Origin of the sequence: Spirillospora sp. CA-294931, assembly GCF_050946795.1 — a bacterium.
Lineage (GTDB): Bacteria > Actinomycetota > Actinomycetes > Streptosporangiales > Streptosporangiaceae > Spirillospora.
The window spans coordinates 3,010,182-3,036,418 of record NZ_CP192006.1; the positions used below are offsets into that span (position 1 = coordinate 3,010,182).

Here is a 26,237-nt window from a genome sequence, read left to right on the forward strand (position 1 = left end):
GGGGTGCCGGGCCACCGGCCCGGCACCGCGTCACCTCGCCTGTTTTGCCCGCGCCGCCCGGAACACGGCCCGCTTCTCCGCGACCGCCGCCGGGTCGGCCGGGCCGTTCTCCGCTTCGATGGCGGCGATCAGCTCGGCGAGCCGGTCGCGCTCGTCCTGCCGAGTACGCTCCGCGCCTCCGGTCATGCTTCGCCTCCTTCCTCAGGCGGTCGCGGGACGCTGGAGGATCGTGCGTTCGAGGGCCGTCCAGGTGGTCGTGGTGAGGAGGTAGAGCGCGGCGGCCAACGGGACGAAGGCGGCGAAGGCGACCGTGGCGAAGGGCAGCAGCCGGACGAACGGCTTCAGGGGGCCCTCGACGGTCAGGCGGCGTGACGTCCACCAGGCGACGGTGGCCAGGAGGGCGAGCAGGACGAGGAAGACCAGGGCGGGGCCGGAGAACAGGCCCGCGCCGAGCACCCCGATCAGGTTCTGGCCCAGCGGGGCGCCGAAGAGGGTGTGGGCCAGCAGGAGGTTCGGGTGACCGGCCACCGAGGCCGAGACGAACAGGCGGTACATGACGAAGAAGAACGGGAGCTGGGCCAGGGACGGCAGGCAGCCCGCCATCGGGGAGGCGCCCTCGGACGCGTAGAGGTCGGCCAGCTCCCGGCGGAGGCGCTCGGGGTTCTTGGCGTGCCTGGCGTGCAGCGCCCGCATCTTGGGCATGAGGGCGGCGCGGGCCCGCTCGCCGCGTGCCTGCGCGACGGCGAGGGGGCTCAGCAGGAGCCGGACGGCCACCGTGAAGACGATGATCGCCCCGGCCGTGGCGAGACCGCCGGCGACCGGCTCCAGGGTGGAGGCCAGCGCCGAGACCAGATCGTGGGCGGCGGACACGGGAGTATCGATGAGGAACATGGGCCCTTCCGGGAGAGAGGAGAGATCGGGTGGCGTGGGCCGCTCAGGCGGCCGGGATCTCCGCTCCCGGGGCCCGCGGACGGGGGCGTCCGTCCGCGTCGGGGTCGCGTTGGGGCAGGAAGGCCGTGCGCAGGGTCCGCTCGCGCAGGGTCGTCCTCACCTGGGCGGGCGTCGTGGCGAAGCCGGGAAGGGCCGGGACGGCGGCCAGGCACAGCAGGCCCGCGACGGTGAGCGCGGTCAGGGCCAGCACGGCGCCCTGGCCGGAGGTGAGGTCGGCGACGCCGAGCAGCCGCGCCAGGGCGGCGAACAGCGTCGCGAGGACCGTCACGCCTCTACGACGGCCCGGCGTCCCGGGAGGTTCCCGGCGGAACGACGGGTGAACTTCGGGGAAGCGGGTTCGGGTCGGGAGGGGCATCGCGCGGGGGCGGGTAGGGTCGCGGCGTGGAGGGCCGGACTCGCCTGGTGCGCCGGGCTGCGGCCCTGCCGGACGGCCCCTCGGTACGGTGACGGGGCCGGTCCGGTGACCCTAGCGTGAGGTGAATCCCGTGAGTGAGAAGGTCGACGTCCTCATCGAGCGGCTCGACGCCGAGCTGCCCCTGCCGTCCTACGCCCACGCGGGCGACGCGGGGGCCGACCTGGTGACCGCCGTGGACGTCGAACTGCCCCCGGGAGAGCGCGCCGTGGTGCCTACGGGGGTGGCGATCGCCCTGCCGGAGGGCTACGCGGCCTTCATTCACCCCCGTTCGGGTTTGGGCGCTAAGTTGGGGGTGACCATCGTCAACGCACCCGGTACGGTCGATGCCGGCTATCGGGGTGAGATCAAGGTGACCCTGCTGAACACCGACCCCCGCACCACCGTCCGGCTGCGGCGGGGCGACCGCGTCGCGCAGATGGTGGTCCAGCGGGTGGCGCAGGCGGTCTTCCACGAGGTCACCAGGCTTCCCGGCTCGGCCCGGGGTACCGACGGATTCGGCTCCACGGGCGGGTTCGCGGATAATGAGCACAGTGAAGAAGGAGTGTGAGTCGTGGCTTTTGGACGTCGCCGGCAGGCAGATGAGCCCGCCACCGAGCCCGAGCTGACCGACGAGGCCGAGGCGGTGGACGAGGCCCCCGAGGAGGCCGAGGAGGAAGCCGCGGCCCCGGCCGAGGGCGGCCCCTGGGACTCCGAGGACTCCTTCCCCGAGCTCCAGCGGCTCGACTTCGGTTCCCTCCAGGTGCCGGTGGCGCCCGGGCTGGGCTTCCAGGTCAACTTCGAGGCCACCGAGGTCGACGACGAGGGCAACCCCCTCGACGGGCGCCCCGTGGCGGTGCTGGTGCAGTACGAGGAGAGCGCCATGCAGCTCCAGGTGTTCGCCGCGCCCAAGCGCAGCGGCATCTGGGAGGACGTGCGGCGTGAGACGGCCAAGGACATCACGGAGGAGGCCGGGGGCCAGACCCAGGAGGGCGACGGGCCGTTCGGCCCCGAGCTGCTGGCGATGATCCCCGCCGCGCTGACCGAGGAGGTCCTCGCGGAGATGCCGCAGGACGTCCGCGAGTCGATCCCCGCCGAGTTCATCGAGCAGGGCTGGGCCCCGCAGATCATCCGGTTCATCGGCGTTGACGGCCCCCGCTGGTTCCTCCAGGCCGTGGTGCAGGGCGCCGCGATCGAGGACGAGGAGCAGTGGCAGGTCCTCGAGGACGTCCTGCGCGGCGTGGTGATCGTCCGCGGCGACGCCCCCATGCCCCCGCGCGACCTGCTGGAGCTCCAGGTGCCCAAGGAGTTCAGCGAGGCCGCCGAGGACGAGGACGAGGAGAACGTCGAGACGTTCAACCCGTTCGAGCGCGGCCCCGAGATCACCGAGGTCCGCTGACCCCAGACGCACGGAAACCCGCCGCCCGAACCGCGGCGGGTTTCCGCTTTCCACGGGTCAACGCCCGCGCGGTCGAACCGTGCCCGGCCGACCGAGAAGACGCGAGACGCGGCGGGTTTCTGCTTTCCGCGGGTTCACGGTCGGCCGAGGAGCCGCGGGAACCGCCGGAGACGCGCCGCGATTCCGGCGCGTGTCAGAGTTCGATGAGCTCGAAGGCCATGGCGTGCTCGACGCCCGCGGCCGCGCCGGTGCGGCGGGCCAGGCCGCCGAGGAAGTCCTCGGGGTCGAAGTCGGCGCCCAGGTTGTCGAAGTAGACGCGGTGGGCCTTCAGGGAGGCGATCCCGGCCGCCAGGTGGCCGGTGACGTCCACGTAGTGGGTGTTCCTGGGCGAGCCGGCGAACAGGGCGAAGCGGACGCCCTGCCAGGGCTCGGTGCCGAGGTCGCGGAACACCCAGCGGTTGGCGGCGTCGCGGACGGCGTCGGCCACGGCCAGGCCGAGGACGCGGTGGTCGGCCATGTTGAAGCCCGCGTCGCCCTCGAAGGTCTCGCGGAAGTTGAGCGAGATCACCACCTCGGGACGGTGCCGCCTGATCACGGCGGCCAGCTCGCGGCGGAGCGGGAGGCCGTACTCCAGCGTCCCGTCGGGCAGGTCGAGGAACTCCACGTTCTCCACCCCGACGGCGCGCGCGGCCTCCACCTGCTCGACGCTGCGCAGGGCGCGCACCTTGTCGGGGTCCATCGAGTCGATCCCGGCCTCGCCCCGGGTGGCCAGGACCTGCGTCACGGTCTTGCCCTGGGACGTCCACTTGGCGACGGCCGTCGACGCGCCGTACTCCAGATCGTCGGGGTGGGCCACGATCGCCAGCGCCCGTTCCCAGTCCTCAGGTACCGGTTCCATGCCCTCATTGTGTCCGATCTTGTTAGGGGCGCGTGAGGGATCCCGCGTCGCGCGTATGGGACGCGTAGGGAAGACGGCCGTCCGGCCGGCCGCGTGCCTACCGTGAGCCCGTCCGATGGTTCACGGAAGGAATGGCCTGGTGAGCGAGTTGTTAATCGTCCCGGTGCGGGTGTGCGGGGGCGCGGCCGTCCTGCGGACGGGGCGCCTGGACTCCGGCGGCGAGCGGTGCGGGATCGCCTTCACGGCGCGGGACCGGCTGCGCGCCGTCCTGGGCCCGGAGCAGCCCTGGATCGAGATGGCCGAGCCGGCGCTGCGGTCGACGCTGCGGCAGATGGGGATCGGACGGATCCGGGTCGACCCGATGCTGGTCTCCCCGAGGCCCCTGATGCCCGCCCTGAGCGCATGAGGACCGTCGCGCCGGAGCGCGCGGTGTGGCCCTCGGGGACGCGTCCAAGCCTGGACGGCGACGTCGCGGTCGGCGGCGTGGGCCTCGCGGCCCTGGCCGGACGGTTCGGCACGCCCGTCCACGTGGTGGACGAGGCCGACGTCCGGCTCCGCTGCCGGGCGTTCCGCGGCGCCTTCCGGCACGGCGAGGTCGCCTACGCGGGCAAGGCGTTCCTGTGCCGGGCGATGGCGTCGTGGGTGGAGGAGGAGAAGCTGTCCCTGGACGTGTGCTCGGCGGGGGAGCTGGCCGTGGCGCGGGCCTCGCGGTTCCCGGCCGAGCGGATCCTGATGCACGGCAACGCCAAGACCCCCGAGGATCTCGGGGCCGCCCTGTCATACGGGGGCGGACGGATCAGGATCGTCGTGGACGCGTTCCAGGAGATCGCCAGGCTCGGCGCGCTGGCCGACCGCGCGCTGCGTCCCCGGATGCTGGTGCGGGTCACGCCCGGCGTGGACGGCGGCACCCACAAGTCGATCTCCACCGGCACCGACGACCAGCAGTTCGGGTTCTCGCTGGCCTCCGGCGCCGCCGCCGAGGCGGTCCGCCGGGCGCTGGCGCAGCGCCGCCTCGACCTGCGCGGCCTGCACTGCCACATCGGGTCGCAGATCACCGACCCGGCCGCGTTCGAGGAGGCCGCGCGGCGGATGGTCGGCCTGCTGGCCGCGATCCGCGAGGAACACGGCGTCACGCTCCCGCAACTTGACCTGGGCGGCGGGTTCGGCGTGCCGTACGAGGGCGGCGAGCGCGCCCTCGACCCGGCCGAGCTGGCCTCCCGCCTGAACCGGGCCGTCGCGGACGCCTGCGCGCTGCACCGGCTGCCCGTCCCGAGGATCACGATCGAGCCCGGACGCTCGATCGTGGCCCGCGCGGGGGTCACCGTCTATCGGGTGGTGAGCGTCAAGCACGGCCTGGCCGGGAGCCTGACGGTCGCCGTCAACGGTGGCATGAGCGACAACCCCCGTCCGAGCCTGTACGGGGCCCGCTACACGGTGCGGATGATCGGCCGCAGGGCCCCGGGCGGCGAGCGCCGCGCCACGGTCGTGGGGCGCCACTGCGAGGCGGGCGACGTCCTGGTGCGCGAGGCGTCCCTGCCCGCCGACCTGCGTCCCGGCGACCTCCTCGCCGTGCCCTGCACGGGCGCCTACCACCACTCGATGGCGTCCAACTACAACCTCGTCCGCCGCCCTCCCGTGGTCGCCGTCCGCGACGGCCGCGCCCGCCTGCTGGTCCGCCGCGAGACCGAAGAGGACCTCCTCCGCCGCGATCTCGGGTGAGCGCCGTCAGGGCGGTGTTAAGGCGGGAGGCGGGGGCGCTAAGAAGGCGTCAAGGAGGGCCGGGATGGCTGCTATCAGGCGTTTTACTCCATGAGCGCCCTGAACGGGGTGCTTGTCCAGACAGAGGAAGTTCCATCCATGAGCGACATCGCTTTCGTGTTGCTGACCGTGACGGTCTTCGCCCTGCTCGGCCTGCTGGTGAAGGGCGTGGAGAAGCTGTGACCGCGCAGAACGCCGTCGGCCTGGTCCTGGCCGCGGGTCTGATCGGCTTCCTGATCGCCGCCCTCTTGTTCCCGGAGCGCTTCTAGATGAGTACGACCGTCGCGGGGATCATCTTCATCGGGTCCCTCGTGCTCGCCCTGGCCGTGGTCTACCGGCCCCTGGGCGATTACATGTACCGCGTCTACAGCGGTGACAGGCACGCTCGCCTCGAGCGTGTGATCTACCGGCTGATCGGGGTGAAGCCGGAGGCCGAGCAGACCTGGGGCGCCTACGCGCGCGGCGTGCTGGCGTTCTCAGTGGTCGGCGTCCTGCTCCTGTACGGGTTCCAGCGCGTGCAGGACCGGCTGCTGCTCTCGCTCGGCCGCGACCCGGTGAAGCCGGACCAGGCGTGGAACACCGCCGTCAGCTTCGTCACCAACACCAACTGGCAGTCGTACTCGGGCGAGTCGACCATGGGCCACCTGGTGCAGATGGCCGGGCTGGCGGTGCAGAACTTCGTGTCGGCCGCGGTCGGCATGTGCGTGGCGATCGCGCTGGTGCGCGGGTTCGCCCGCGGGAAGACCGATCGGCTGGGGAACTTCTGGGTCGACCTGACCCGGGGGACGGTCCGCGTCCTGCTGCCGATCGCCTTCGTGGGCGCGATCGTGCTGGTCGCCGGGGGTGTGATCCAGAACTTCGGGGACGGGCACACCGTCACCACGCTGGTCGGCGGCGAGCAGCGGATCACCGGCGGTCCGGTGGCGAGCCAGGAGGTCATCAAGGAGCTCGGCACCAACGGCGGCGGGTTCTACAACACCAACTCCGCCCACCCGTTCGAGAACGCCTCCACCTGGACGAACTGGCTGGAGATCTTCCTGATCCTGGCGATCCCGTTCGCGCTGTGCCGGACGTTCGGCCGGATGGTCGGGCAGAACCGGCAGGGCCACGCGATCGCCGCCGTGATGGCGACCATCGCGATCGTGAGCATCGCGCTGGTCAACGCCTTCCAGCTGATGCACCACGGGACCGTTCCCACGGCCGTCGGCGCGTCGATGGAGGGCGTCGAGACCCGGTTCGGGGTGGCGAACTCCGCGACGTTCGCGGGGGCGACCACGCTGACCTCGACCGGGGCCGTGAACTCCTTCCACGACTCCTACACCAGCCTCGGCGGCATGGTCACGATGTTCACCATGATGCTCGGCGAGGTCGCGCCGGGCGGTGTCGGCGCCGGGCTGTACGGGATGCTCGTGCTCGCCGTGATCACGGTCTTCGTCGCCGGGCTGATGGTCGGCCGCACCCCCGAGTACCTCGGCAAGAAGATCGGCACCCGCGAGATCAAGTTCGCGGCAATGTACTTCCTGATCACGCCGATCCTGGTGCTCACCGGGACCGCCGCCGCGATCGCGACCGAGAGCGGCAGGGCGGGCATGCTCAACGGGGGCGCGCACGGTCTCAGCGAGATCATGTACGCGTTCACCTCGGCGTCCAACAACAACGGGTCGGCCTTCGCGGGCCTGACGGTCAACACCGTCTGGTACGACACCGCGCTCGGCCTGTGTATGGCGTTCGGCCGCTTCCTGCCGATCGTCTTCGTCCTCGCGCTGGCCGGGTCGCTGGCCCGTCAGGGGCGGACCCCGGCGTCGGAGGGCACGCTCCCCACGCACCGGCCGCAGTTCGTCGGCCTGGTCGTCGGCGTGACCGTCGTCCTGGTCGCGCTCACCTTCCTCCCGGCGCTCGCGCTCGGACCGTTGGCCGAAGGAATCCACTGATGGCAACCCAGACTCTCGACGCGCCGAGCTCGGCGCCCCGACCTCCCTCATCCGGCGGCGGCAAGGTCCGCGGCGGCCTGCTCGACCCCGCGCAGCTGGTCAGATCGCTGCCGGACGCCGTCCGCAAGCTCGATCCGCGCACCCTGTGGCGCAACCCGGTGATGCTGATCGTCGAGATCGGCGCGCTGTGGACTACCGTCCTGGCCGCGCTCGCCCCGTCGGTCTTCGCCTGGCTGATCGTGGTCTGGCTCTGGCTGACGGTCGTCTTCGCCAACCTGGCCGAGGCCGTGGCCGAAGGGCGCGGCAAGGCGCAGGCCGACTCGCTGCGCAGGGCCAGGACCGACGCCACGGCCCGCCGCCTGACCGGCTGGACGCCCGGACGCACCGACGCCGCCGAGGCGCAGGTCGGCGCCCCCGACCTGCGCCAGGGCGACCATGTGGTGGTCGAGGCGGGCCAGATCATCCCCGGGGACGGCGACGTCGTCGAGGGCATCGCCAGCGTGGACGAGTCGGCGATCACGGGGGAGTCGGCCCCGGTCATCCGCGAGTCGGGCGGCGACCGGTCGGCGGTCACCGGCGGGACCAGGGTGCTGTCCGACCGCATCGTCGTGAAGATCACCCAGCGTCCCGGCGAGTCGTTCATCGACCGGATGATCGCGCTGGTCGAGGGGTCGAGCAGGCAGAAGACGCCCAACGAGATCGCGCTGAACATCCTGCTGGCCGCGCTGACGGTCGTCTTCCTGCTGGCGGTCGCCACCCTCCAGCCGATGGCGATCTACTCCAAGGGCTACAACCCGGGCGTGGCCGACTCCCTCGCGCTCGACGCGAACGGCGTCACCGGCGTCGTCCTGGTGTCGCTGCTGGTGTGCCTGATCCCGACCACCATCGGGGCGCTGCTGTCGGCGATCGGCATCGCGGGGATGGACCGGCTCGTCCAGCGCAACGTGCTGGCGATGAGCGGCCGCGCGGTCGAGGCCGCGGGCGACGTCGACACTCTGCTGCTCGACAAGACCGGCACGATCACGCTCGGGAACCGGCAGGCGGCCGAGTTCCTGCCGGTGGACGGCGTGAGCGAGGACGACCTGGCCGACGCGGCCCAGTTGTCGAGCCTCGCCGACGAGACCCCCGAGGGCCGTTCCGTCGTGGTCTTCGCCAAACAGCGCTATGGCCTGCGCGAACGCACCCCCGGGGAGCTCACGCACGCCACCTGGGTGCCGTTCACGGCGCAGACCCGCATGTCCGGCGTCGACGTGGACGGGCGGCTCCTGCGCAAGGGAGCGGCGGCGGCCGTGGCGGACTGGGTCCGCGAGCGCGGCGGGACCGTCCCGGCCTCGCTCGGCGCGCTGGTCGACGGGGTCTCGGCCTCGGGCGGCACGCCGCTGGTGGTCGGCGAGGAGGTGGCCGGCGCGACCCGCGTGCTGGGCGTCATCCACCTCAAGGACGTCGTCAAGGAGGGCATGCGGGAACGGTTCGACGAGATGCGCCGGATGGGCATCAGGACCGTGATGATCACCGGGGACAACCCGCTGACGGCCAAGGCGATCGCGGACGAGGCCGGAGTGGACGACTTCCTGGCCGAGGCCAGGCCCGAGGACAAGCTGGCCCTGATCAGGAAGGAGCAGGACGGCGGCCGCCTGGTCGCGATGACCGGGGACGGCACCAACGACGCGCCCGCGCTGGCCCAGGCCGACGTCGGGGTCGCGATGAACACCGGAACCTCGGCCGCCAAGGAGGCCGGGAACATGGTCGACCTGGACTCCGACCCCACCAAGCTCATCGAGATCGTCGAGATCGGCAAGCAGCTGCTCATCACGCGCGGCGCGCTGACGACCTTCTCGATCGCCAACGACATCGCCAAGTACTTCGCGATCATCCCGGCGCTGTTCGTGGGGCTGTTCCCCGGCCTGGACGCGCTCAACGTCATGCGCCTGCACAGCCCGCAGTCGGCGATCCTGTCGGCGGTCGTCTTCAACGCGCTGGTCATCGTCGCGCTGATACCGCTGGCCCTGCGCGGCGTGAAGTACACGCCCGGCGGCGCGTCCGACCTGCTGACGCGCAACCTCTGCGTCTACGGGCTGGGCGGGATCGCCGCCCCGTTCGCCGGCATCAAGCTCATCGACCTGATCGTCCAGTTCCTCCCGGGGATGTCCTGACATGCGTATGCCCACCTGGATCCGGCAGCACCTTGCGGCGCTGCGCGCGCTGCTCGTCTTCACCCTGCTGCTCGGCGTCATCTATCCGCTGGCGGTGTTCGCCGCCGGACGCGTCCCCGGTCTGGACGACCGGGCCGACGGCTCGTTCATCGAGGTGAAGGGCAGGCGAGTCGGCAGCGAGCTGATCGGCCAGTCCTTCACCGGCAAGGACGGCGCCCCGCTGCGCCGATACTTCCAGAGCCGGCCGTCCAGCGCGGGCGACGGCTACGACCCCACCTCGACCTCGGCGAGCAACCTCGGTCCCGAGAACATCGTCGACGGGGACGAACCGAGCCTGCTCACCCAGGTCTGCGCGCGCAGCAAGGCCGTGGGCGAACTCGAAGGAGTGGACGGCTCGCGCCCCTACTGCACCAAGGGCGGGGCCGGCGCGGTGCTCGCGGTGTTCGGCGCCCGGACCAAGGACGGCGTCGTCCCGCACCCGACCCGGGTGGTCAGCCTGAACGAGCGACAGGGCACAGTGAAGGCCCCCTTCGTCACCACCTACAAGGGCACACGGGTCGAGCCGGCCCGGAAGGGCGAGGACTACGCCGCGGGGCTGGTCGTCCCGATCAGGGGCGACGCCCCGGCCAGGCCCGCCGTCCCGGCCGACGCCGTCACCGCGAGCGGCAGCGGCCTTGACCCGGACATCTCCCCCGAATACGCGCGGCTCCAGGTCGCGCGGGTCGCCCGCGCGCGGGGGCTGGCCCCGGCGGTGGTGGAGCGGCTGGTGAAGGACGCCACGATGGGCCGGGGCCTGGGCTTCATGGGCGAGCGGCGGGTCAACGTCCTGCGGCTCAACGCGGCCCTGGACGAGCGATGACGCGCGTCCTGGTCGTGGACGACTCGCCGCAGATCCTGGCGACGCTGCGGCTCAACCTGCGGGCCCGCGACTACGAGGTCGCGGTCGCGCGGGACGGCGCCCTGGCCCTCGCCCGGGCCGCCGGATGGCATCCCGACCTGGTCCTCCTGGATCTCGGGCTGCCCGACCTGGACGGGGTCGAGGTGATCAGGGGCCTGCGGGCCTGGAGCACGGTCCCGATCATCGTGCTGTCCGGCCGCGCGGAGAGCGACGACAAGGTCCAGGCGCTGGACGCGGGCGCCGACGACTACCTGACCAAGCCGTTCGGCGTGGACGAGCTGCTGGCCCGGATGCGCGCGATCACCCGCAGGGCCCCGGCGGACGGCGCCGACCCGGAGGTCGCCCTCGGGCCGTGGACCGTCGACCTGGCCCGCAAGACCGTGACGGGCGAGGGCGGCCGCGCGGTCCACCTCACGCCGACCGAGTGGGCGATCCTGGAGCTGCTGGTGCGCGACCCGGGACGGCTGATCGCGCAGCGCCGGATCCTGGCCGAGGTCTGGGGGCCCGCCCATCTCCAGGAGACCCACTACCTTCGGGTCTATCTGGCCTCGCTGCGGCGCAAGCTCGAGGACGACCCGTCCAGCCCGCGCCATCTGATCACCGAACCCGGCATGGGCTACCGGTTCGAGCCGTGAGGGCCGGGAGATTCCGCGCGGTCCGCAGAGGGCATCTCACATCCGGGGAGGCGATCACCGTGGGGGCACGGGGCACGCTGCGCGTCTACCTCGGCGCGGCGCCCGGGGTGGGCAAGACCTACGCCATGCTGGCCGAGGCCCGCCGCCGCTGCGAGCGCGGCACCGACGTGGTCGCCGGGTTCGTGGAGACGCACGGCCGGGCCAGGACGGCCGAGCTGCTGGACGGCCTGGAGGTCGTGCCGCGCAGGACGCTGGAGTACCGCGACGCGGCCTTCACCGAGTTGGACGTGGCCGCGGTGATCGCCCGGCGCCCGATGGTGGCGCTGGTCGACGAGCTCGCGCACACCAACGTCCCCGGGTCGCGCCACGAGAAGCGCTGGCAGGACATCGAGGAGATCCTCGACGCGGGCATCGACGTGATCTCGACCGTGAACGTCCAGCACCTGGAGTCGCTCAACGACGTCGTGGAGCGGATCACCGGCGTCGCGCAGCGCGAGACCGTGCCGGACGCGGTGGTGCGGCGGGCCGAGCAGATCGAGCTGGTCGACATGACGCCGGAGGCGCTGCGGCGCCGGATGGCGCACGGCAACGTCTACGCCCCCGAGAAGGTCGACGCGGCGCTGGCCAACTACTTCCGGGTCGGCAACCTGACCGCGCTGCGCGAGCTGGCGCTGATCTGGCTGGCCGACCGGGTGGACGAGGGGCTGGCCCGCTACCGCGACCAGCACGGCATCACCCGCCCGTGGGAGGCGCGGGAGCGGATCGTCGTGGCGCTGACCGGCGGGCCCGAGGGCGAGACGCTGATCAGGCGGGCGGCGCGGATCGCCGCCCGGGCCGGGCACGCCGACCTGCTGGCCGTCCACGCGACCCGGAGCGACGGCCTGGCCGACGGCGGGTCCGGCCGGGCGCTGGCGCGCCAGCGGGCCCTGGTCGAGGATCTGGGCGGCACCTACCACCAGGTCGTCGGCGACGACGTCCCCTCGGCGCTGCTGGAGTTCGCCCGCGGGGTGAACGCGACCCAGGTCGTGCTGGGGTCGAGCCGCCGCCGCGGCTGGCAGTTCGTGTTCGGGCCCGGGGTGGGCGCCACGGTGGCGCGCGAGTCCGGCGACATCGACGTCCATCTGGTGACGCACGAGCACGTCGGCAAGGGGCGGGGCCCGGTGCGCGAGGCGGGGAGCCCGCTGAGCGTACGGCGCCGGGTGTACGGGTGGCTGCTGGCGCTGGTCGGGCCGCTGGTCCTGGCGGCGGTGCTCGGCCTTCCCGATCTCGGCCTCAACACCGACCTGCTGCTCTTCCTGGCCTGGACGGTGGTGGTCGCGCTGGTCGGCGGCCGGTGGCCCGCGATGGCGGCGGCCGTGGCCGGGTTCCTGCTGCTCAACTGGTACTTCACCCCGCCGGTGCACACGCTCACCATCGCCGAGCCGGAGAACGCGCTGGCCCTGGCGGTCTTCGTGGCGGTCGCGGTGGCCGTCTCGTCGGTGGTCGACCTGGCCGCCCGCCGCACCCGGGAGGCGGCCCGCAGCGCCGCAGAGGCGCAGACCCTCAGCCTGCTTGCCACGAGCGTGCTGCGGGGGGAGAAGGCGCTTCCCGCGCTGCTGGAGCGGGTGCGCGAGACGTTCGGCGTGCGGTCGGTCTCGCTGCTGGAACGCTCCGGCGACGGCTGGACGGTCGTCGGGTCCACCGGCCCCGAGCCGCCGGGCAGCCCGGACGGCGCCGAGGTCGAGGCCGGGGCGGGGGAGGACCGCGTCCTGGCCCTGTGCGGGCGGGTGCTGCCCGCCGCCGACCGCCGGGTGCTCTCGGCGTTCGCCTCGCAGGCCGAGGCGGTGCTGGAGTGGCGGCGGATGGCCGAGGAGGCCGCGCGCGCCCGGCGCCTGGAGGAGGGCAACAAGATCCGCACCGCGCTGCTGGCGGCCGTCTCCCACGACCTGCGCACCCCGCTGGCCTCGATCAAGGCGTCGGTCAGCGGGCTGCGCGCGACCGACGTGGACTTCGACCCCGAGGACGAGGCCGAACTGCTGGCCTCCATCGAGGAATCGGCCGACCGGCTGGACGGCCTGATCGGCAACCTCCTGGACATGAGCCGCCTGCAAACGGGGGTGGTGACACCGCTGCTGCGGCCGGTGCCGGTCGAGGAGGTGCTGCCCCCGGCGCTGGCCGGCGTCCCGGACGGCCGCGTACGGGTCGAGGTTCCCGAGGGCCTGGCGGAGGTGCTGGCCGACGTGGGGCTGCTGGAGCGCGCCCTGGCCAACGTGGTGGAGAACGCCGTCCGTCACAGCGGGGAACCGGTCCTGGTGACCGCCAGCGAGCTTCCCCCGGGGCAGGAACCGGGTCGCGTGGAGGTCCGCGTCGTCGATCGAGGGCCCGGCGTGCCCGACAATGTGAAAGACCGGATGTTCGCACCGTTCCAACGGCTCGGCGACGCGCCCCGGGGCGACGGCGTCGGGCTCGGGCTGGCGGTGGCCCGGGGGTTCACCGAGGCCATGGGCGGGACGCTGCATCCGGAGGACACACCCGGGGGAGGGCTGACCATGGTCTTCGGCCTGCCACCGGCCGACCGGGAGGGGCACAGGTGACGCGAGTCCTCGTCGTCGACGACGAGCCGCAGATCGTCCGCGCGCTGCGGATCAACCTCAGGGCGCGCGGCTACGAGGTCGACACCGCCCCGGACGGGCGCTCGGCGCTCGACCTGGCGGCCCGGCACCACCCGGACGTGATCCTGCTCGACCTCGGCCTGCCCGACCTGGAGGGCACCGAGGTCATCACCGGGCTGCGCGGCTGGCTGAGCGTGCCGATCATCGTGCTGTCGGCGCGGCACGCCTCGGCCGAGAAGGTCGCGGCGCTCGACGTCGGCGCCGACGACTACGTGACCAAGCCGTTCGGCATGGACGAGCTGCTGGCCCGGCTGCGCGCGGCCGTCCGGCGCTCGGCGCCCGCCCGGGAGGAGGCGGTGGTGCGCACCGACGCCTTCACCGTCGACCTGGCGGCCAAGAAGGTGAGCCGCGACGGCGCCGACGTGCGGCTGACCCCGACCGAGTGGCACATCCTTGAGGTGCTGGTCCGCGAGTCGGGCCGGCTGGTGGGCCAGAAGCAGCTGCTGCGCGAGGTCTGGGGGCCCTCCTACGAGAAGGAGACCAACTACCTGCGCGTTTATCTGGCGCAATTGCGGCGCAAGCTCGAACCCGATCCCGCGCACCCCCGCCATCTCATCACCGAGCCGGGGATGGGCTATCGCTTTGAAGCATGACCAGATTTTTAAGGTCATCTGACTTGACGTTAAAACACGTGCAGGGCTCCCGGTGGGGTGGGAGCCCTGCGTGTTCTGGGGGTTGAGGCCGTTACCGCTTCAGGGTCGCGCCCTGAGCCTGGAGGGCCTCGTCCAGCGGCTGGAAGAACGACTGGAAGCCGGACGTGCAGCTGCCGCGGGTGCCGCCGGAGGTGATCCCGATGGCGGTGCTGCCGCTCTGGAGCGAGCCGCCGCTGTCACCGGGCTGGACGCAGGCGGTGGTCTCGATCATCTGCCGGACGGCCCCCTCGGCGTAGTTCACCGTGCGGTCGTAGCCGCGGATCGTGCCGGAGGTCGTGCCGGTCGTGGAGCCCTTCTTCTGGATCGAGGAGCCGACCGGCGGACGGCCGACCTGGGTGAGCTGGGCGTTGCTGGTCGTCACCGAGCCGGTCACCCGGATCGTCCCGTAGTCGTCGCCGGGGAACCTGCTGAGCACGCGGTTGCCGATGGTCTGGCCGCCCGCGGCCGTCCAGGTGGAGCCGATGTTGGTGCAGTGCCCGGCGGTCATCAGGTAGGTCGTCCCGCCCGCGACGCCGAAGGCCGACGTCGAGCAGCGCGAGCCGCCGGTGTAGATCGCGTCACCGGGGACGAGCACCAGGCGCGGCGCCGCGGCCACGCGCTGGATCCGCACGTTGTCGCTGACGGAACGGGCGCGCTTCACGAACGCGGCGGTGGCGGCGTCGTTGTCGCCCTTGGGCACGCTGACGACGGTCGAGTTGGAGATGACGTCGACGCCCCAGGACAGCCCGGCCGTGGCCGCGGTGCCCGCGAACCGGTCGAGCGAGGACTTGGAGGCGTTCAGGGAGCGCAGGCTGTCGTCGACCACGCGGGCCTTGGCCCCGGCGGCCTCGACCTGCTGGACGGCGGCGGGGCTGGTCACGTTGACCACGAGCGTCCCGGCGCCGTCGACATAGGCGCCCGCGTTCTGGTCGCCGAGCCGGTCGGCCAGCTGGGCGGCCAGCGTGTTCTGGGAGAACTCGACCTGCTTGACGACGGGAGCGGACGGCGCCTGCGCCGCCGCCGGGATCGCGGCGAACGCGGGGAACGACATCACGGCCGCGGCACCCAGTGCGGGCAGGGCCAGACGCCTCAGGGGGGAGCGACGGTTCATTGTGACCACCTTTCACCGCCGGTCACCTGTAGGTGGCGGCGGCCTCTCGGGGTGATGGCGGGTCGCCCGCTCGCGCTGACACGTTGGGTAGGGTCCACACGAAGCGGACGTTCACATGCGAGAAAAGTACGTTGATCAGCTGTCAGAAACTAGTTTTCAGAGCATGACTGAAATTTAAGAGTTTCTCGGTTTTGCCCTTGCGGTCATTGAAATGACCAGGAGCCGGAGGGGACGGCGCCGGTTCGCCCGAACGGCAATGAGAGGCCGCCGCTCCAAGCAACGGCCTCTCGCGCTCGGAGAGGCGTTCGCCGACCCTCAGGTGGCGGGCCGCAACTTAGCCTGCCGCACCCCCAATCTTGGTGAGCGAGGCGAGGTCTGGGTGTGAGCGGTTGTGCGGGGTGTGGTGGGCGCGCATACTGGGTGAGTACTCACTCAGAGGGGGAGCGATGCGGGTGGCGGCGGGTCTGGGGCTTGGGGCGGTGGTGCTCGGGGGGTTGCGGGCGTTCTGGACGGACGGTCGGCCCGTCGAGCGTGTTTGCTACGTGATCGGCGTGGTGCTCATGGTGTCCGGGGTGTTCCATCTCGGGGTCTTCGCGGTGGACGGCGGCCCGTGGGAGGGGCCGGTGTCGTGGCGCAAGGCCGTCACCTTCGGGCTGTCGTTCGGGCTGACGCTGGTCACCATCGCCTGGGTCGCCACGTTCGTCCGGCTGGGCGACCGGGCCAGGAACGTGATCCTCGGTGTGCTCGCGGCCGCCTGTGCCGAGGAGACCGCGCTGGCCACGCTCCAGTCGTGGCGGCACGTCCCGTCGCACTTCAACATGGAGACCTCGGTCGACACCGCGATCGCCCGCATGCTGGCCGTGGGCGGCGGGCTGCTCATCGTCACGCTCGTGGCCCTGACCGTGGCGGCGTTCCGCGACACGCCCGAGACGGAGCCGAGCATGCGGCTGGCCGTCCGGGTCGGCTTCGTCGCGCTGATGGGCGCGCTGCTGTCGGGGGCCGCGATGATCGCCAGGGGCGTGGTCGAGGAGGCCACGGGCCATCAGGAGGCGGCGTATCACGTGGCGGGGGCGCTGAAGCCCGCGCACGCGGTGACGATGCACGCGATCCTCGTCCTGCCGGCGCTGGCCTGGCTGCTGACGTTCACCGGCCTGCCCGAGGCGCGCCGCACCCGCGTCGTCGCCCTGGCCTGCTGGGCCTACGCGGCCGCCGCGCCGGCCGTCATCGCGGTCTCGGCCGCCCGGTTCGCCGCCGCGTAGTCTGAGCGCGTGGAAGATCGCGGGCCCTGGCGGGCGCTGATGCCGGGGGTCATCGAGGCCGCCGAGCGGTCGGAGCCGGCGACCGAGCCCGAGCCCGGCCTGGTGCCCGTGCGCGATCCCGGCGACGTCTCCGATCCGGGCACCGCCGACCGTCCCGGGTCCGAGGCCGACGAGATCGGCGAGGCCGCGCGGGCCGCGCCTCCCGGGGTGGCGCACTCCAGCGCGGTCATGGCCATCGGGACGATCTTCTCCCGCGCCACCGGCTTCCTGCGGACCGTGGCGATCGGCGCCGCCCTGGGCGGCGCCGCGCTCGGCAACGCGCAGCAGACCGCCGAGGCCGTCCCCTACACCGTCTACCAGCTGCTCCTGGGCGGGATGCTCGCCAGCGTCTTCGTCCCCTTCCTGGTCAAGCGCCGCAGGCAGGACGGCGACGGGGGAGACGCGGCCGAGCAGCGGCTGTTCACCGCCGTCGTCGCCGCGCTCGGCGTCCTGACCGTCGCCGCCGTGCTGGCGGCCGACTGGCTGGTCACCCTGTACGCGCGGTCGTACGACGGACGCCAGCGCGAGGTCGCGGTGCTGCTGACCCGGCTGCTGCTCCCACAGATCTTCTTCATCGGCGTCAGCGGCGTGGCCAGCTCGCTGCTCAACGTCCGGCACCGGTTCGGCGCGCCGATGTGGGCGCCGGTCGTCAACAACCTGGTCACCATCGGGGCCGCACTGCTGTTCCTGTGGATCGCCGGACGGGGCCGGACGGTCGACACCGTCACCGACGGCCAGCTCGTGCTGATCGGCGCCGGGTCCGCCGCCGGGACGGTGCTCCAGGGCGTGATCCTGGCCTGGATGCTGTGGTCGGCGGGCTTCCGCTGGCGGCCCCGGCTCGACCTGCGCGGCTCGGGGTTCGGCGAGGCCGCGCGGGCGGCGGTCTGGATGCTGGTCTACATCGTGATCGCCCAGCTCTGCGTGCTGGTGACGCTGAACGTGGTGAACCGGGCGTCCCGCGAGGCGGACGGGAGCGGGCTGGTCGTCTACAACATGGCGCTGGTGGTCTTCCAGCTCCCGTACGCGATCATCGCGGTCTCGGTGATCACGGCGCTGCTGCCGCGGATGAGCGAGCACGTCGCCGACGGCCGCCGCGACCTGGTGCGGGCCGACTTCTCCCGGGGGCTGTGGCTGGCGTCCGCGCTGCTGGTGCCCTTGTCGGTGGGGATGCTCGTGTTCGCCGTCCCCGGGGCCACGGCGTTCTTCTCTTACGGGAGCATGAGCGTGGAGTCGGCCCGGCGCATCGGGCTCGTCCTCATGGTCTTCGCGGTCATGCTCATCCCGTTCACCCTGCACCAGTTGCTGATGCGGGTGTTCTACGCGCTCGGCGACACCCGGACCCCGGGGCTGATCGCCATACCGGCGGGGATCGCCCAGGCGGGGACGGCCCTGGCTCTGCTCGCGCTCGTCCCGGCGCACCGGGTCGTGATCTGGCTCCCGCTGTCGTACGGGCTGTTCTACATCGTGGGCGCGATCGGCGCCTCGCTGGTGCTGCGGCGCAGGCTGGGCGGCATGGACGGGCGGCGGATCACGCGGACGCTCGTCCGGCTGTACGCGGCCGCGCTGCCCGGCCTCGCCCTGGCCGCCGCGGTGGTGTGGGCCTTCGACCGGATGCCGGGCGACCGGCTCCCCGGGCTGCTGGCCATTGTCGTCGGCGGTGCCGGGGGAGGCGTGCTGTTCCTGCTCGCGGCCCGGCTGCTGAAGATCGCCGAGCTGGGCTACTTCACCGGCCTGGCCCGCGCGCGGCTCGCCCGCCGTCCCCGAGCCGGACGGGCTTGACCGGCTTCTTCAGCGCGCTGCCCGCCAGCCACCGGCTCCAGGGAAGCTGCCAGTGCCCCCATCCGTTCTGCCACTCCAGCGGCCGGTCGGTGCCGACGACGGTGATCACGTCGCCGCGCAGCGTCTGGCCGTAGAACCACGCCGCGAACGAGGGCGGCGCGTTGACGCAGCCGTGGCTGACGTTGCGGCGTCCCTGGTCCTTCACCGACCACGGCGCGGAATGGACGTACTCCCCGCTGGCGGAGATCTGGACGGCGTGGTGCACCTTGAGCTTGTAGTAGTCGGGGTGCTTGGGGTCGGTGACCCCCATCCACGCGGACGTCATCACCACCGGGTCGCCCCTGCCCATGGCGAGATGGACCCCGCTGGTGGTGGTGTAGGCCCGCCTGCCGCCCTTGCCCGCGCTGATGCCCGCCGAACGGACCACGGCGCCGTTCACCCGGACGGTCATGCGGTGGCTGCGGGCGTCCACCACGCTGATCCGGGACGCCCCCACCCGGAACGCGCTGACGTGACCGGCCGCGCCGTAGACCCCGGGCGCGGAGCGCACCCCGGCGGTGTGGGCGACCAGGGTCACGCGCTGCCCAGCGGGCCAGTACCGGCGCGTCCTGAACACCACCTGCCGGTCGTTCACCCAGTTCCAGGCCCCGGTGACCGGACGCGACATGCGCAGTTCGAGGGATCGTTCCACGGCCGCCTGGTCGGCGATCGCCCGATCGAAGGTCACGGTCAGCGGCATCCCGACGCCGACGACCTCGCCCGGCGTGGGCGTCACGTCGGCCACGGCGAAGGTCGCGGCGGGCTTGAGCGTCCTGAACCGGGACGTCGCCAGCGTGCGGTCGCCGTCCGGGCCGGTGCCCATGGTGGTGATCGTGTAGGGCGTGCCGGGCCGCAGCGACCAGTGGGAGCGCCAGGTGCGCCGGTCGGCCGAGAGCCGTCCCGCCGCGCTCGCCCCGCCGCCGCGGACCACGACCCGGTCGAGGACGCCGCGCAGCGCGGTGACGACGACCGGCTTGTCGGGCCTGACCTCGCGGGCGCCGTCGGCGGGCAGGATCCTGATCGCCGCGTCCGGCGGGGGAGCGGTCGGGGACGCGGGCCCGGACGAGGGCGCGGCGCCGCGGGCGTCGCCGCCACCGCCGCAGGCCGCGAGGCCGAGGATCAGGGTGCCCGCCACCGCTCCGGGCCCGGTGGCCCGCCCGCGTGCTCTTTTCATATGCCCTGCCCCGTATTGCGCTTTAGTTCCCTCCGTAAGCGAATGCGTGCGGAGGGTGATGGCCCTGGCAAAATAGACCTTGATCGCGATGTGCGTGACCCACTCGACGAAAATCCGATGGTTCTCGTCCATGCCCGGTCGCCTCCGGGAGGTCCGGATGCCGGAGTGATGCCATAGAGTTCGAAATATGGACGAGGTGCCAGCCAGTACTCCTCCGGAGACCGACGAAGCCTCCGAGTCCCAGCGCGGGCGCGGCGGTCTGCGGCGCTTCCTGCGCCGCATGGCCTCCAGCAAGGAGGAACTGGAAGCCGAGGAGCTCCAGAAGACCACCGGCGAAGAGGGCGCGACGCCGATCACCCAGTGCGCGACGCGCAAGCGGGCATGTGTCGCCGGTACGCTACGGACCGTGACTCTGCGACCCCGAGGCGGCGCTCCGGCCCTGGAGGCCGAGCTCTACGACGGCACCGACGTGATCAACCTGGTCTGGCTGGGCCGGCGCCGCATCGCCGGCATCGACCCGGGACGGCGCCTGCGCGCCGAGGGCCTGGTGAGCCTCCAGGACGGCCGCAAGGTGATGTTCAACCCGCGCTACGAGCTGCGAGGGGGCGCGTGAGCGCCCGGCCGGAGTCCGGCGAGGCCACCGAGCCCAAGACCGCGCCCGAGACCGCCAAGGCGAGCCCGGCACCCGAATCCGCCACGGCGAGCGAGCCCGTCACGGAGAGTTCAGCGCGCGAGTCAGCCACGGCGGGTTCGGCGCGCGAGTCCGCCAAGCGGAGCTCGGCGACGGAGACCGCCCCGGCGGGTTCGGCGTCCGAGTCCGCCGCGGCGGGTTCGACGGCCGAAGCCGATACGGCGGGTTCGGCGGGCGAGGTCGCTACGGCGGGGTCGGCGCATGACACGGTCGAGGCGGCCGTGCGGGCGCAGCTGGCCAAGGCCCTGGGCGGGGTGCGCGGCATGATCGAGGCCGCCGTCCCCACGATCGGGTTCACGCTCACCTACGTCCTTTCGAAGGACGTCAAGCTCGCCGCCGGGGTCGGCGTGGGCGTGGCGGTCCTGCTGCTCGTGCTGCGCATCGCGCAGCGGTCCAACCCGCAGTTCGTCCTCAACAGCCTCTTCGGCATCGGCATCGCGGCCTTCTTCGCGCTCCAGTCCGGCAAGGCCGAGAACGGGTTCCTGCCCGGCATCATCCTCAACGCCGCCTACGGCGCCGGGATGATCCTCTCGATCGTCGTCCGCTGGCCCGTGGTGGGCTTCCTGGTCGGCTCGGTGACCGGCGACCCGACCGCCTGGCGCTCGGACCCCGGCATCGTCAAGCTCTGCTCCCGCCTGACCTGGCTGCTGGTGCTGCCCTGCGTCCTGCGGGTGGCGGTCCAGCTCCCGATCTTCCTCATCGACGGCGACCAGAGCGGGCTGCTGGGCACCGCCAAGATCGTCATGGGCTGGCCCATCCAGGTCGCCGCCCTGGCGGCCATGGCCTGGTTGCTGGCCCGGGGCCGTACCCCCCTCGCGCGCGGCGCCGCCCCACCTGTCTCGACCTGACATGGCGCGGGCCGTCCTCCCGTAAGGAAGGACGGCCCTTGCCGCTTTCGTCAGTGGTCGCCGAGCAGTTCGGCCAGCTCGTCCTCGACGTCCTGGCTGGCCACGAACATCAGCTCGTCGCCGGGCTCCAGGGTGTCGTCGCCGGTCGGCACCAGCACCCGGCCCTCGCGCAGGATCGCCACCAGGGCGGTGTCGCGGGGCCAGGCGACCGAGCCGACGCGCTGGCCGCCCAGCGGCGCGTCCTCGGGCAGGGTCAGCTCGACCAGGTTGGCCTCGCCCTGCCGGAACGTCATCAGCCGCACCAGGTCGCCGACGCTGACGGCCTCCTCCACCAGGGCCGACAACAGGCGCGGGGTGGACACGGCCACGTCCACGCCCCACGACTCGTTGAACAGCCACTCGTTCTTGGGGTGGTTGATGCGCGCGACCACCCGGGGGACCCCGTACTCGGTCTTGGCCAGCAGCGAGACCACCAGATTGACCTTGTCGTCCCCGGACGAGGCCACCACGACCTGGCAGCGCTCCAGCGCGGCGTCGTCCAGCGAGGCGATCTCGCAGGCGTCGGCCAGCAGCCATTCGGCCCGGGGGACCATCTCCACCTTGATGGCCTTGGGGCTCTTGTCGATCAGGAGCACCTCGTGGCCGTTCTCCAGCAGTTCCTGGGCGATGGAGCGGCCCACGGCACCGGCCCCCGCGATCGCGACCCGCATCAGGACTCCCCCTCGTTCCGCGTCGCGACCGCCTGGTGGACGCGTTCGAGATCATCCGAGCGGCCCATGATGTGCACCACGTCGCCGTCCTGGATCACCGTGTCGGGTTCGGGGACGAGCGCCTCGCCCATCCGCGACAGGAACGCCACCCGGGTCGAGGCCGCCTCCTCCAGGCCCACGACCTTGCTGCCGACCCAGGCCCGTCCGGTCTCCAGCTCGGCCAGCACCACCTCGCCCGTCGGGTCGCGCCACAACGGCTCGGCCCCCTCGGGCAGCAGGCGCCGCAGGATCTGGTCGGCCGTCCACCGGACCGTGGCCACCGTGGGGATGCCCAGGCGCTGGTAGACCTCCGCGCGGCGGGGGTCGTAGATGCGGGCCACGACGTTGTCGACGCCGAACGTCTCGCGCGCCACGCGGGCGGAGATGATGTTGGAGTTGTCGCCGCTGCTCACCGCCACGAACGCGGAGGCCTGCTCGATGCCCGCCTCGGCGATGACGTCGCGGTCGAACCCGAACCCGGTGATGCGGCGTCCCTTGAACCCGCTCCGCAGCCGGCGGAAGGCCTCGGGATTCTGGTCGATGATGGCCACCGAATGGCCTTTGTCCTCAAGGATGTGGGCGAGCGTCGACCCGACGCGCCCGCATCCCATGATCACGATATGCACGGCCGTTCCTTCTCCGGTCCCCGGGGTCTCGCTGCGATGATCCAAACAGGGCAGCAAACCTACACATCAGCCCTGCTGATAACTACCCACCCGCCTTACGCTCCAGCCGCGGCGATGGTTCCGACGGCGCGAAGGCGATGTCACCCAGGATGTCGCACGGCGTTCACCGGACGTGCGGCGCGCCATGGGGCGGGGTGTAAATAGGCCGTCAACGCCAAGGGCTAGAGTCTCGTCCCGTGTCAAAGGTTCCGGACCTAGTGAAACGCCTCCTGGTCGGGCGGGCGTTGCGGAGCACCCAGTTGCACGAGCAACTGCTCCCCAAGCGCATCGCCCTGCCGATCTTCGCCAGCGACCCCCTGTCCTCGGTGGCCTACGCACCGCAGGAACTGCTCATGATGCTGGCGGTCGCGGGCGTCTCGTTCTACACCTACGGTCCGTGGATCGCGGTGGCGATCGTGCTGCTCATGGCCGTCGTCGTCGCCTCCTACCGGCAGAACGTGCACGCCTACCCCAGCGGCGGCGGCGACTACGAGGTCGCCATGGTCAACCTCGGGCCCAACGCCGGGCTCACGGTGGCCAGCGCCCTCATGGTCGACTACGTGCTCACCGTGGCGGTGTCGGTGTCGTCGGGCGTGGAGAACATCGGCTCCGCCGTCCCGTGGATCGGGCAGAACCAGGTGCTCACCGCCGTCGCGATCATCGTGCTGCTGACCGTGATGAACCTGCGCGGCGTCCGGGAGTCGGGCTCGATCTTCGCCGTCCCGACCTACGGCTTCGTCGTCGGCGTCCTCGGCATGGTCCTCTACGGCCTGTTCAAGCTGGGCGTGCTGGGGGACGACCTGGTCGCCCCCACCGCCGATCTGGAGATCAAGGCCGAGCAGCACGACCTGGCCGGATTCGCCGTCCTGTTCCTGCTGTTGCGCGCGTTCTCCTCCGGCTGTGCCGCGCTCACCGGCGTGGAGGCGATCAGCAACGGCGTCCCGGCGTTCCAGCGGCCCAAGAGCCGCAACGCGGCCACGACCCTGCTGATGATGGGCCTGATCGCCGTCACGATGTTCTGCGGCGTGATCGCGCTGGCGCTGAACGCCGACGTCCGCGTCGCCGAGAACCCCGCCGCCGATCTGCTGCGCGACGGCAAACCGGTCGGCGAGGGGTACGTCCAGGAGCCGATCCTCACCCAGGTCGCCTCCGCGGTCTTCGGCGACGGCTCGCTGCCGTTCCTCTACATCGCCGGGGTCACCGCGCTGATCCTCTTCCTGGCCGCAAACACCGCCTACAACGGTTTCCCGGTGCTCGGCTCGATCCTGGCCCGCGACGGCTACCTGCCGCGGCAACTGCACACCCGGGGCGACCGGCTGGCCTTCAGCAACGGGATCATCATCCTGGCGGCGATGGCCGCGCTGCTGGTCTACGCCTTCCAGGCCGAGGTCACCAAGCTGATCCAGCTCTACATCGTCGGCGTGTTCGTGTCGTTCACCCTCAGCCAGATCGGCATGGTCAGGCACTGGAACCGGCATCTGGCCACCGAGGCGGACCCGGCGGCGCGCCGCCACATGCAACGCTCCAGGATCATCAACGCGATCGGCGGCTCGACCACCGGGTTCGTCCTGGTCGTCGTCCTGATCACCAAGTTCACCCACGGCGCCTACATCGTCTGCATCGCGATGCCGCTGATCTTCCTGCTGATGAAGGGGATCAAGCGGCACTACGACCGGGTGGCCGCCGAGCTGGTCCCGACCGGCGAGGACGTGGCCCTGCCCGCCCGCAACCACGCCATCGTGCTGGTCTCCAAGATCCACAAGCCGACCCTGCGCGCCGTGGCCTACGCCCGCGCGACCCGGCCGTCCACGCTGGAGGCGGTCACGGTCGCCGTCGACTCCGAGGAGTCCGGACGGCTCCAGCGCGACTGGGACGCGCTCGACCTGCCGGTGCCGCTGAAGATCCTCGACTCGCCGTATCGGGAGGTCACCCGTCCCGTCCTGGACTACGTCAAGGGCGTGCGCCGCAAGAGCCCGCGCGACGTGGTGACGGTCTTCCTCCCCGAATACGTCGTCGGCCACTGGTGGGAGCATCTGCTCCACAACCAGAGCGCCCTGCGCCTCAAGGGCCGCCTGCTGTTCCAGGCGGGCGTCATGGTCACCAGCGTCCCGTGGCAGCTGGCCTCGTCCGACCGGCTCAAGGGCCGACCCGAGCCGGTCGGCCCCGGCGCCGTCCGCCGCCCCTATGCCGACCGCCCCGACCAGGACGGAGCGCCCCAGGCTGGCGGTATCGTTTCGGAGCGTGACTGATCTAGGACCCGACGACGAACTCCTCGACCTCCAGGTCGGCAACGTGGCCAACGGCGGCTTCTGCGTCGCCAGGCACGAGGGCCGGGTGGTGTTCGTCCGCCATGCCCTCCCCGGCGAACGGGTCCGCGCCCGCGTCACCGACCGCACCAAGAACTTCTACCGGGCCGACGCCGTCGAGATCCTCGAACCCTCCGGCGACCGCGTCCAGCCGCCCTGCCCGTTCGCCGGGCCCGGCCGCTGCGGCGGCTGCGACTGGCAGCACGCGAGCCTGTCCGCCCAGCGCCGCCTCAAGGCCCAGGTCGTCGAGGAGCAGCTCCAGCGCCTGGCGGGCATCGAACGCGCCGTCACCGTCGAGGAGATCCCGCACGAGGGCATGCCCGGCCTCGGCTGGCGCACCCGCGTCCAGTTCGCCGCCGAGGACGGCGTGATCGGCCTGCGCCGCCACCGCTCGCACGACATCGAGCCCGTCGACGCGTGCATGATCGCGCACCCCGGCGTCGAGGTGATGGGCATCGAGCACAAGAAGTGGCCGGGCGCCACCTCCGTCGAGGGCATCGTGTCCGACACCACCGGCGACCGCCTGGTCGTCCTCAAGGGCCGCCGCAAGACCCGAGTGCCCCGCCTGGACGTCCCCGTCCGCCTCCTGCGCGGCCGCTCCGAGCCTGGCAGCACCATCCCCTACGTCCGCGAAGAGGTGTCGGGCCGCCTCTTCCAGGTGAGCGGCAGCGGCTTCTGGCAGGTCCACCCGGGAGCCGCCCAGCTGCTCTCCGACGCCGTCGTCGAGGCCCTCGACCCCAAACCGGGCGAGATCGCCGTCGACCTCTACAGCGGCGTGGGCCTGTTCACCGCCGCCCTCGCCACAAAAGTAGGCCCCGACGGCCTCGTCGTCGGCGTGGAGTCCGACGCCCAGGCCGTCCGCGACGCCAAGTTCAACACGCGCGACCTCCCCCAGGTCGCCATCGAACGCGGCCCCGTCGAAGAGGTCATCGCCGACCTGGAGTTCGGCCGCGCCGACGCCTCGTCCCGCACCCAGAACAAACGCGGCGGCAAACACCAGGGCGGCGCCCGCGTCAAGGGCGCCTCCGTGGTCGTCCTCGACCCACCCCGCGCCGGCGCCGGCCGCGACGTAGTCAACCGCATAGCCGCCCTGGCCGAACGCAAGATCGCCTACGTCTCCTGCGACCCCGCCACCCTCGCCCGAGACCTGTCCTACTTCAGCGAAAAGGGCTGGACCCTAGAGTCCTTCCGAGCCTTCGACGCCTTCCCCATGACCCAACACGTAGAGTGCCTAGCCATCCTGATCAAGGGCTAGTCGACCGGGATGGTGTAGGTGATCT

Annotated in this window: 26 protein-coding genes; 18 read left to right on the forward strand and 8 right to left on the reverse strand. The window is 72.1% G+C overall.

Going from position 1 to position 26,237, the window contains the following annotated elements:
- Positions 1 to 30: 30 nt before the first annotated feature.
- Genes ACQPY4_RS13395 through ACQPY4_RS13405 form a run of 3 tightly spaced genes read right to left on the reverse strand, consistent with a single transcriptional unit; the run spans position 31 to position 1,219 of the window.
- A complete protein-coding gene (locus ACQPY4_RS13395) occupies positions 31 to 186 on the reverse strand; it encodes a hypothetical protein (RefSeq protein WP_433336027.1) in 156 nt (51 codons plus the stop codon).
- Positions 187 to 201: 15 nt separating this feature from the next.
- Positions 202 to 891: a YidC/Oxa1 family membrane protein insertase gene (locus tag ACQPY4_RS13400; RefSeq protein WP_433336029.1), complete on the reverse strand. Its 690-nt coding sequence runs from the start codon at positions 889 to 891 to the stop codon at positions 202 to 204.
- A gap of 43 nt (positions 892 to 934) precedes the next feature.
- Complete coding sequence (locus tag ACQPY4_RS13405) at positions 935 to 1,219, reverse strand: DUF6412 domain-containing protein (RefSeq protein WP_433336031.1); 285 nt, start codon at positions 1,217 to 1,219, stop codon at positions 935 to 937.
- Between the two features lie 217 nt (positions 1,220 to 1,436).
- Here ACQPY4_RS13405 and dut point away from each other — a divergent pair, with 217 nt between their 5' ends.
- Entirely contained in the window at positions 1,437 to 1,913 is a 477-nt protein-coding gene (dut, locus tag ACQPY4_RS13410) for a dUTP diphosphatase (protein ID WP_433336033.1), read from the forward strand.
- Positions 1,914 to 1,916: 3 nt separating this feature from the next.
- Positions 1,917 to 2,741, forward strand: coding sequence for a DUF3710 domain-containing protein (locus ACQPY4_RS13415; protein ID WP_433336035.1), 825 nt, complete (start codon positions 1,917 to 1,919; stop codon positions 2,739 to 2,741).
- 193 nt (positions 2,742 to 2,934) lie between these two features.
- Here ACQPY4_RS13415 and ACQPY4_RS13420 read toward each other — a convergent pair whose 3' ends face one another.
- Positions 2,935 to 3,639: a PIG-L deacetylase family protein gene (locus ACQPY4_RS13420; protein ID WP_433336037.1), complete on the reverse strand. Its 705-nt coding sequence runs from the start codon at positions 3,637 to 3,639 to the stop codon at positions 2,935 to 2,937.
- A 139-nt stretch (positions 3,640 to 3,778) separates the two neighbouring features.
- On the opposite strand from ACQPY4_RS13420, the gene ACQPY4_RS13425 reads away from it, so the two are divergent.
- From ACQPY4_RS13425 to ACQPY4_RS13470, 10 genes are all read left to right on the forward strand, one after another.
- Positions 3,779 to 4,045, forward strand: coding sequence for an SAV_915 family protein (locus ACQPY4_RS13425; protein ID WP_433336039.1), 267 nt, complete (start codon positions 3,779 to 3,781; stop codon positions 4,043 to 4,045).
- On the forward strand, positions 4,042 to 5,358 hold the full coding sequence (gene lysA, locus ACQPY4_RS13430; RefSeq protein WP_433336041.1) for a diaminopimelate decarboxylase: 1,317 nt from the start codon (positions 4,042 to 4,044) through the stop codon (positions 5,356 to 5,358). The genes ACQPY4_RS13425 and lysA overlap by 4 nt, the downstream gene beginning before the upstream one ends.
- A 90-nt stretch (positions 5,359 to 5,448) precedes the next feature.
- Complete coding sequence (locus ACQPY4_RS13435) at positions 5,449 to 5,580, forward strand: hypothetical protein (RefSeq protein WP_433336043.1); 132 nt, start codon at positions 5,449 to 5,451, stop codon at positions 5,578 to 5,580.
- Positions 5,577 to 5,666, forward strand: coding sequence for a K(+)-transporting ATPase subunit F (gene kdpF, locus ACQPY4_RS13440; RefSeq protein ID WP_433336045.1), 90 nt, complete (start codon positions 5,577 to 5,579; stop codon positions 5,664 to 5,666). The genes ACQPY4_RS13435 and kdpF overlap by 4 nt, the downstream gene beginning before the upstream one ends.
- Positions 5,667 to 7,328, forward strand: a complete 1,662-nt coding sequence (gene kdpA / locus ACQPY4_RS13445) for a potassium-transporting ATPase subunit KdpA (protein WP_433336047.1) — start codon at positions 5,667 to 5,669, stop codon at positions 7,326 to 7,328. It begins immediately after the preceding gene.
- Complete coding sequence (gene kdpB / locus ACQPY4_RS13450; protein ID WP_433336049.1) at positions 7,328 to 9,481, forward strand: potassium-transporting ATPase subunit KdpB; 2,154 nt, start codon at positions 7,328 to 7,330, stop codon at positions 9,479 to 9,481. The genes kdpA and kdpB overlap by 1 nt, the downstream gene beginning before the upstream one ends.
- Before the next feature lies 1 nt (position 9,482).
- Positions 9,483 to 10,340 (forward strand): potassium-transporting ATPase subunit C, encoded by an 858-nt coding sequence (locus tag ACQPY4_RS13455; RefSeq protein WP_433336051.1) that lies wholly within the window; start codon positions 9,483 to 9,485, stop codon positions 10,338 to 10,340.
- Positions 10,337 to 11,014 carry a response regulator gene (locus ACQPY4_RS13460; protein WP_433336053.1) on the forward strand — a complete coding sequence of 226 codons (678 nt, stop codon included), beginning with the start codon at positions 10,337 to 10,339 and terminating at the stop codon, positions 11,012 to 11,014. The genes ACQPY4_RS13455 and ACQPY4_RS13460 overlap by 4 nt, the downstream gene beginning before the upstream one ends.
- A 59-nt stretch (positions 11,015 to 11,073) precedes the next feature.
- Positions 11,074 to 13,587: a DUF4118 domain-containing protein gene (locus ACQPY4_RS13465; RefSeq protein WP_433336055.1), complete on the forward strand. Its 2,514-nt coding sequence runs from the start codon at positions 11,074 to 11,076 to the stop codon at positions 13,585 to 13,587.
- The gene (locus tag ACQPY4_RS13470) at positions 13,584 to 14,258 is read left to right on the forward strand and encodes a response regulator (RefSeq protein WP_433336057.1); all 675 of its coding nucleotides are present in this window, start codon (positions 13,584 to 13,586) and stop codon (positions 14,256 to 14,258) included. Before ACQPY4_RS13465 ends, ACQPY4_RS13470 begins: the two co-directional genes overlap by 4 nt.
- Before the next feature lie 91 nt (positions 14,259 to 14,349).
- Here ACQPY4_RS13470 and ACQPY4_RS13475 read toward each other — a convergent pair whose 3' ends face one another.
- Positions 14,350 to 15,408: a S1 family peptidase gene (locus ACQPY4_RS13475; RefSeq protein ID WP_433336059.1), complete on the reverse strand. Its 1,059-nt coding sequence runs from the start codon at positions 15,406 to 15,408 to the stop codon at positions 14,350 to 14,352.
- 446 nt (positions 15,409 to 15,854) lie between these two features.
- On the opposite strand from ACQPY4_RS13475, the gene ACQPY4_RS13480 reads away from it, so the two are divergent.
- Together ACQPY4_RS13480 and murJ are read left to right on the forward strand one after the other, a co-directional pair.
- Positions 15,855 to 16,667, forward strand: a complete 813-nt coding sequence (locus ACQPY4_RS13480) for a hypothetical protein (protein ID WP_433336061.1) — start codon at positions 15,855 to 15,857, stop codon at positions 16,665 to 16,667.
- A gap of 9 nt (positions 16,668 to 16,676) precedes the next feature.
- On the forward strand, positions 16,677 to 18,485 hold the full coding sequence (gene murJ, locus ACQPY4_RS13485; protein ID WP_433336063.1) for a murein biosynthesis integral membrane protein MurJ: 1,809 nt from the start codon (positions 16,677 to 16,679) through the stop codon (positions 18,483 to 18,485).
- On the opposite strand, the gene ACQPY4_RS13490 is transcribed toward murJ, so the two are convergent.
- Positions 18,430 to 19,698 (reverse strand): Ig-like domain-containing protein, encoded by a 1,269-nt coding sequence (locus tag ACQPY4_RS13490; RefSeq protein ID WP_433336065.1) that lies wholly within the window; start codon positions 19,696 to 19,698, stop codon positions 18,430 to 18,432. The genes murJ and ACQPY4_RS13490 overlap by 56 nt on opposite strands.
- 187 nt (positions 19,699 to 19,885) lie before the next feature.
- On the opposite strand from ACQPY4_RS13490, the gene ACQPY4_RS13495 reads away from it, so the two are divergent.
- On the forward strand, positions 19,886 to 20,311 hold the full coding sequence (locus ACQPY4_RS13495; RefSeq protein WP_433336067.1) for an OB-fold nucleic acid binding domain-containing protein: 426 nt from the start codon (positions 19,886 to 19,888) through the stop codon (positions 20,309 to 20,311).
- 299 nt (positions 20,312 to 20,610) lie between these two features.
- Entirely contained in the window at positions 20,611 to 21,237 is a 627-nt protein-coding gene (locus ACQPY4_RS13500; RefSeq protein WP_433338912.1) for a DUF3159 domain-containing protein, read from the forward strand.
- Between the two features lie 50 nt (positions 21,238 to 21,287).
- On the opposite strand, the gene ACQPY4_RS13505 is transcribed toward ACQPY4_RS13500, so the two are convergent.
- Entirely contained in the window at positions 21,288 to 21,947 is a 660-nt protein-coding gene (locus ACQPY4_RS13505) for a potassium channel family protein (protein ID WP_433336069.1), read from the reverse strand.
- Positions 21,947 to 22,612: a potassium channel family protein gene (locus tag ACQPY4_RS13510; RefSeq protein WP_433336071.1), complete on the reverse strand. Its 666-nt coding sequence runs from the start codon at positions 22,610 to 22,612 to the stop codon at positions 21,947 to 21,949. The genes ACQPY4_RS13505 and ACQPY4_RS13510 overlap by 1 nt, the downstream gene beginning before the upstream one ends.
- A gap of 236 nt (positions 22,613 to 22,848) precedes the next feature.
- On the opposite strand from ACQPY4_RS13510, the gene ACQPY4_RS13515 reads away from it, so the two are divergent.
- Positions 22,849 to 24,900: an APC family permease gene (locus ACQPY4_RS13515; protein ID WP_433336073.1), complete on the forward strand. Its 2,052-nt coding sequence runs from the start codon at positions 22,849 to 22,851 to the stop codon at positions 24,898 to 24,900.
- Complete coding sequence (locus ACQPY4_RS13520; RefSeq protein WP_433336075.1) at positions 24,893 to 26,212, forward strand: class I SAM-dependent RNA methyltransferase; 1,320 nt, start codon at positions 24,893 to 24,895, stop codon at positions 26,210 to 26,212. The genes ACQPY4_RS13515 and ACQPY4_RS13520 overlap by 8 nt, the downstream gene beginning before the upstream one ends.
- Positions 26,213 to 26,237 lie beyond the last annotated feature (25 nt).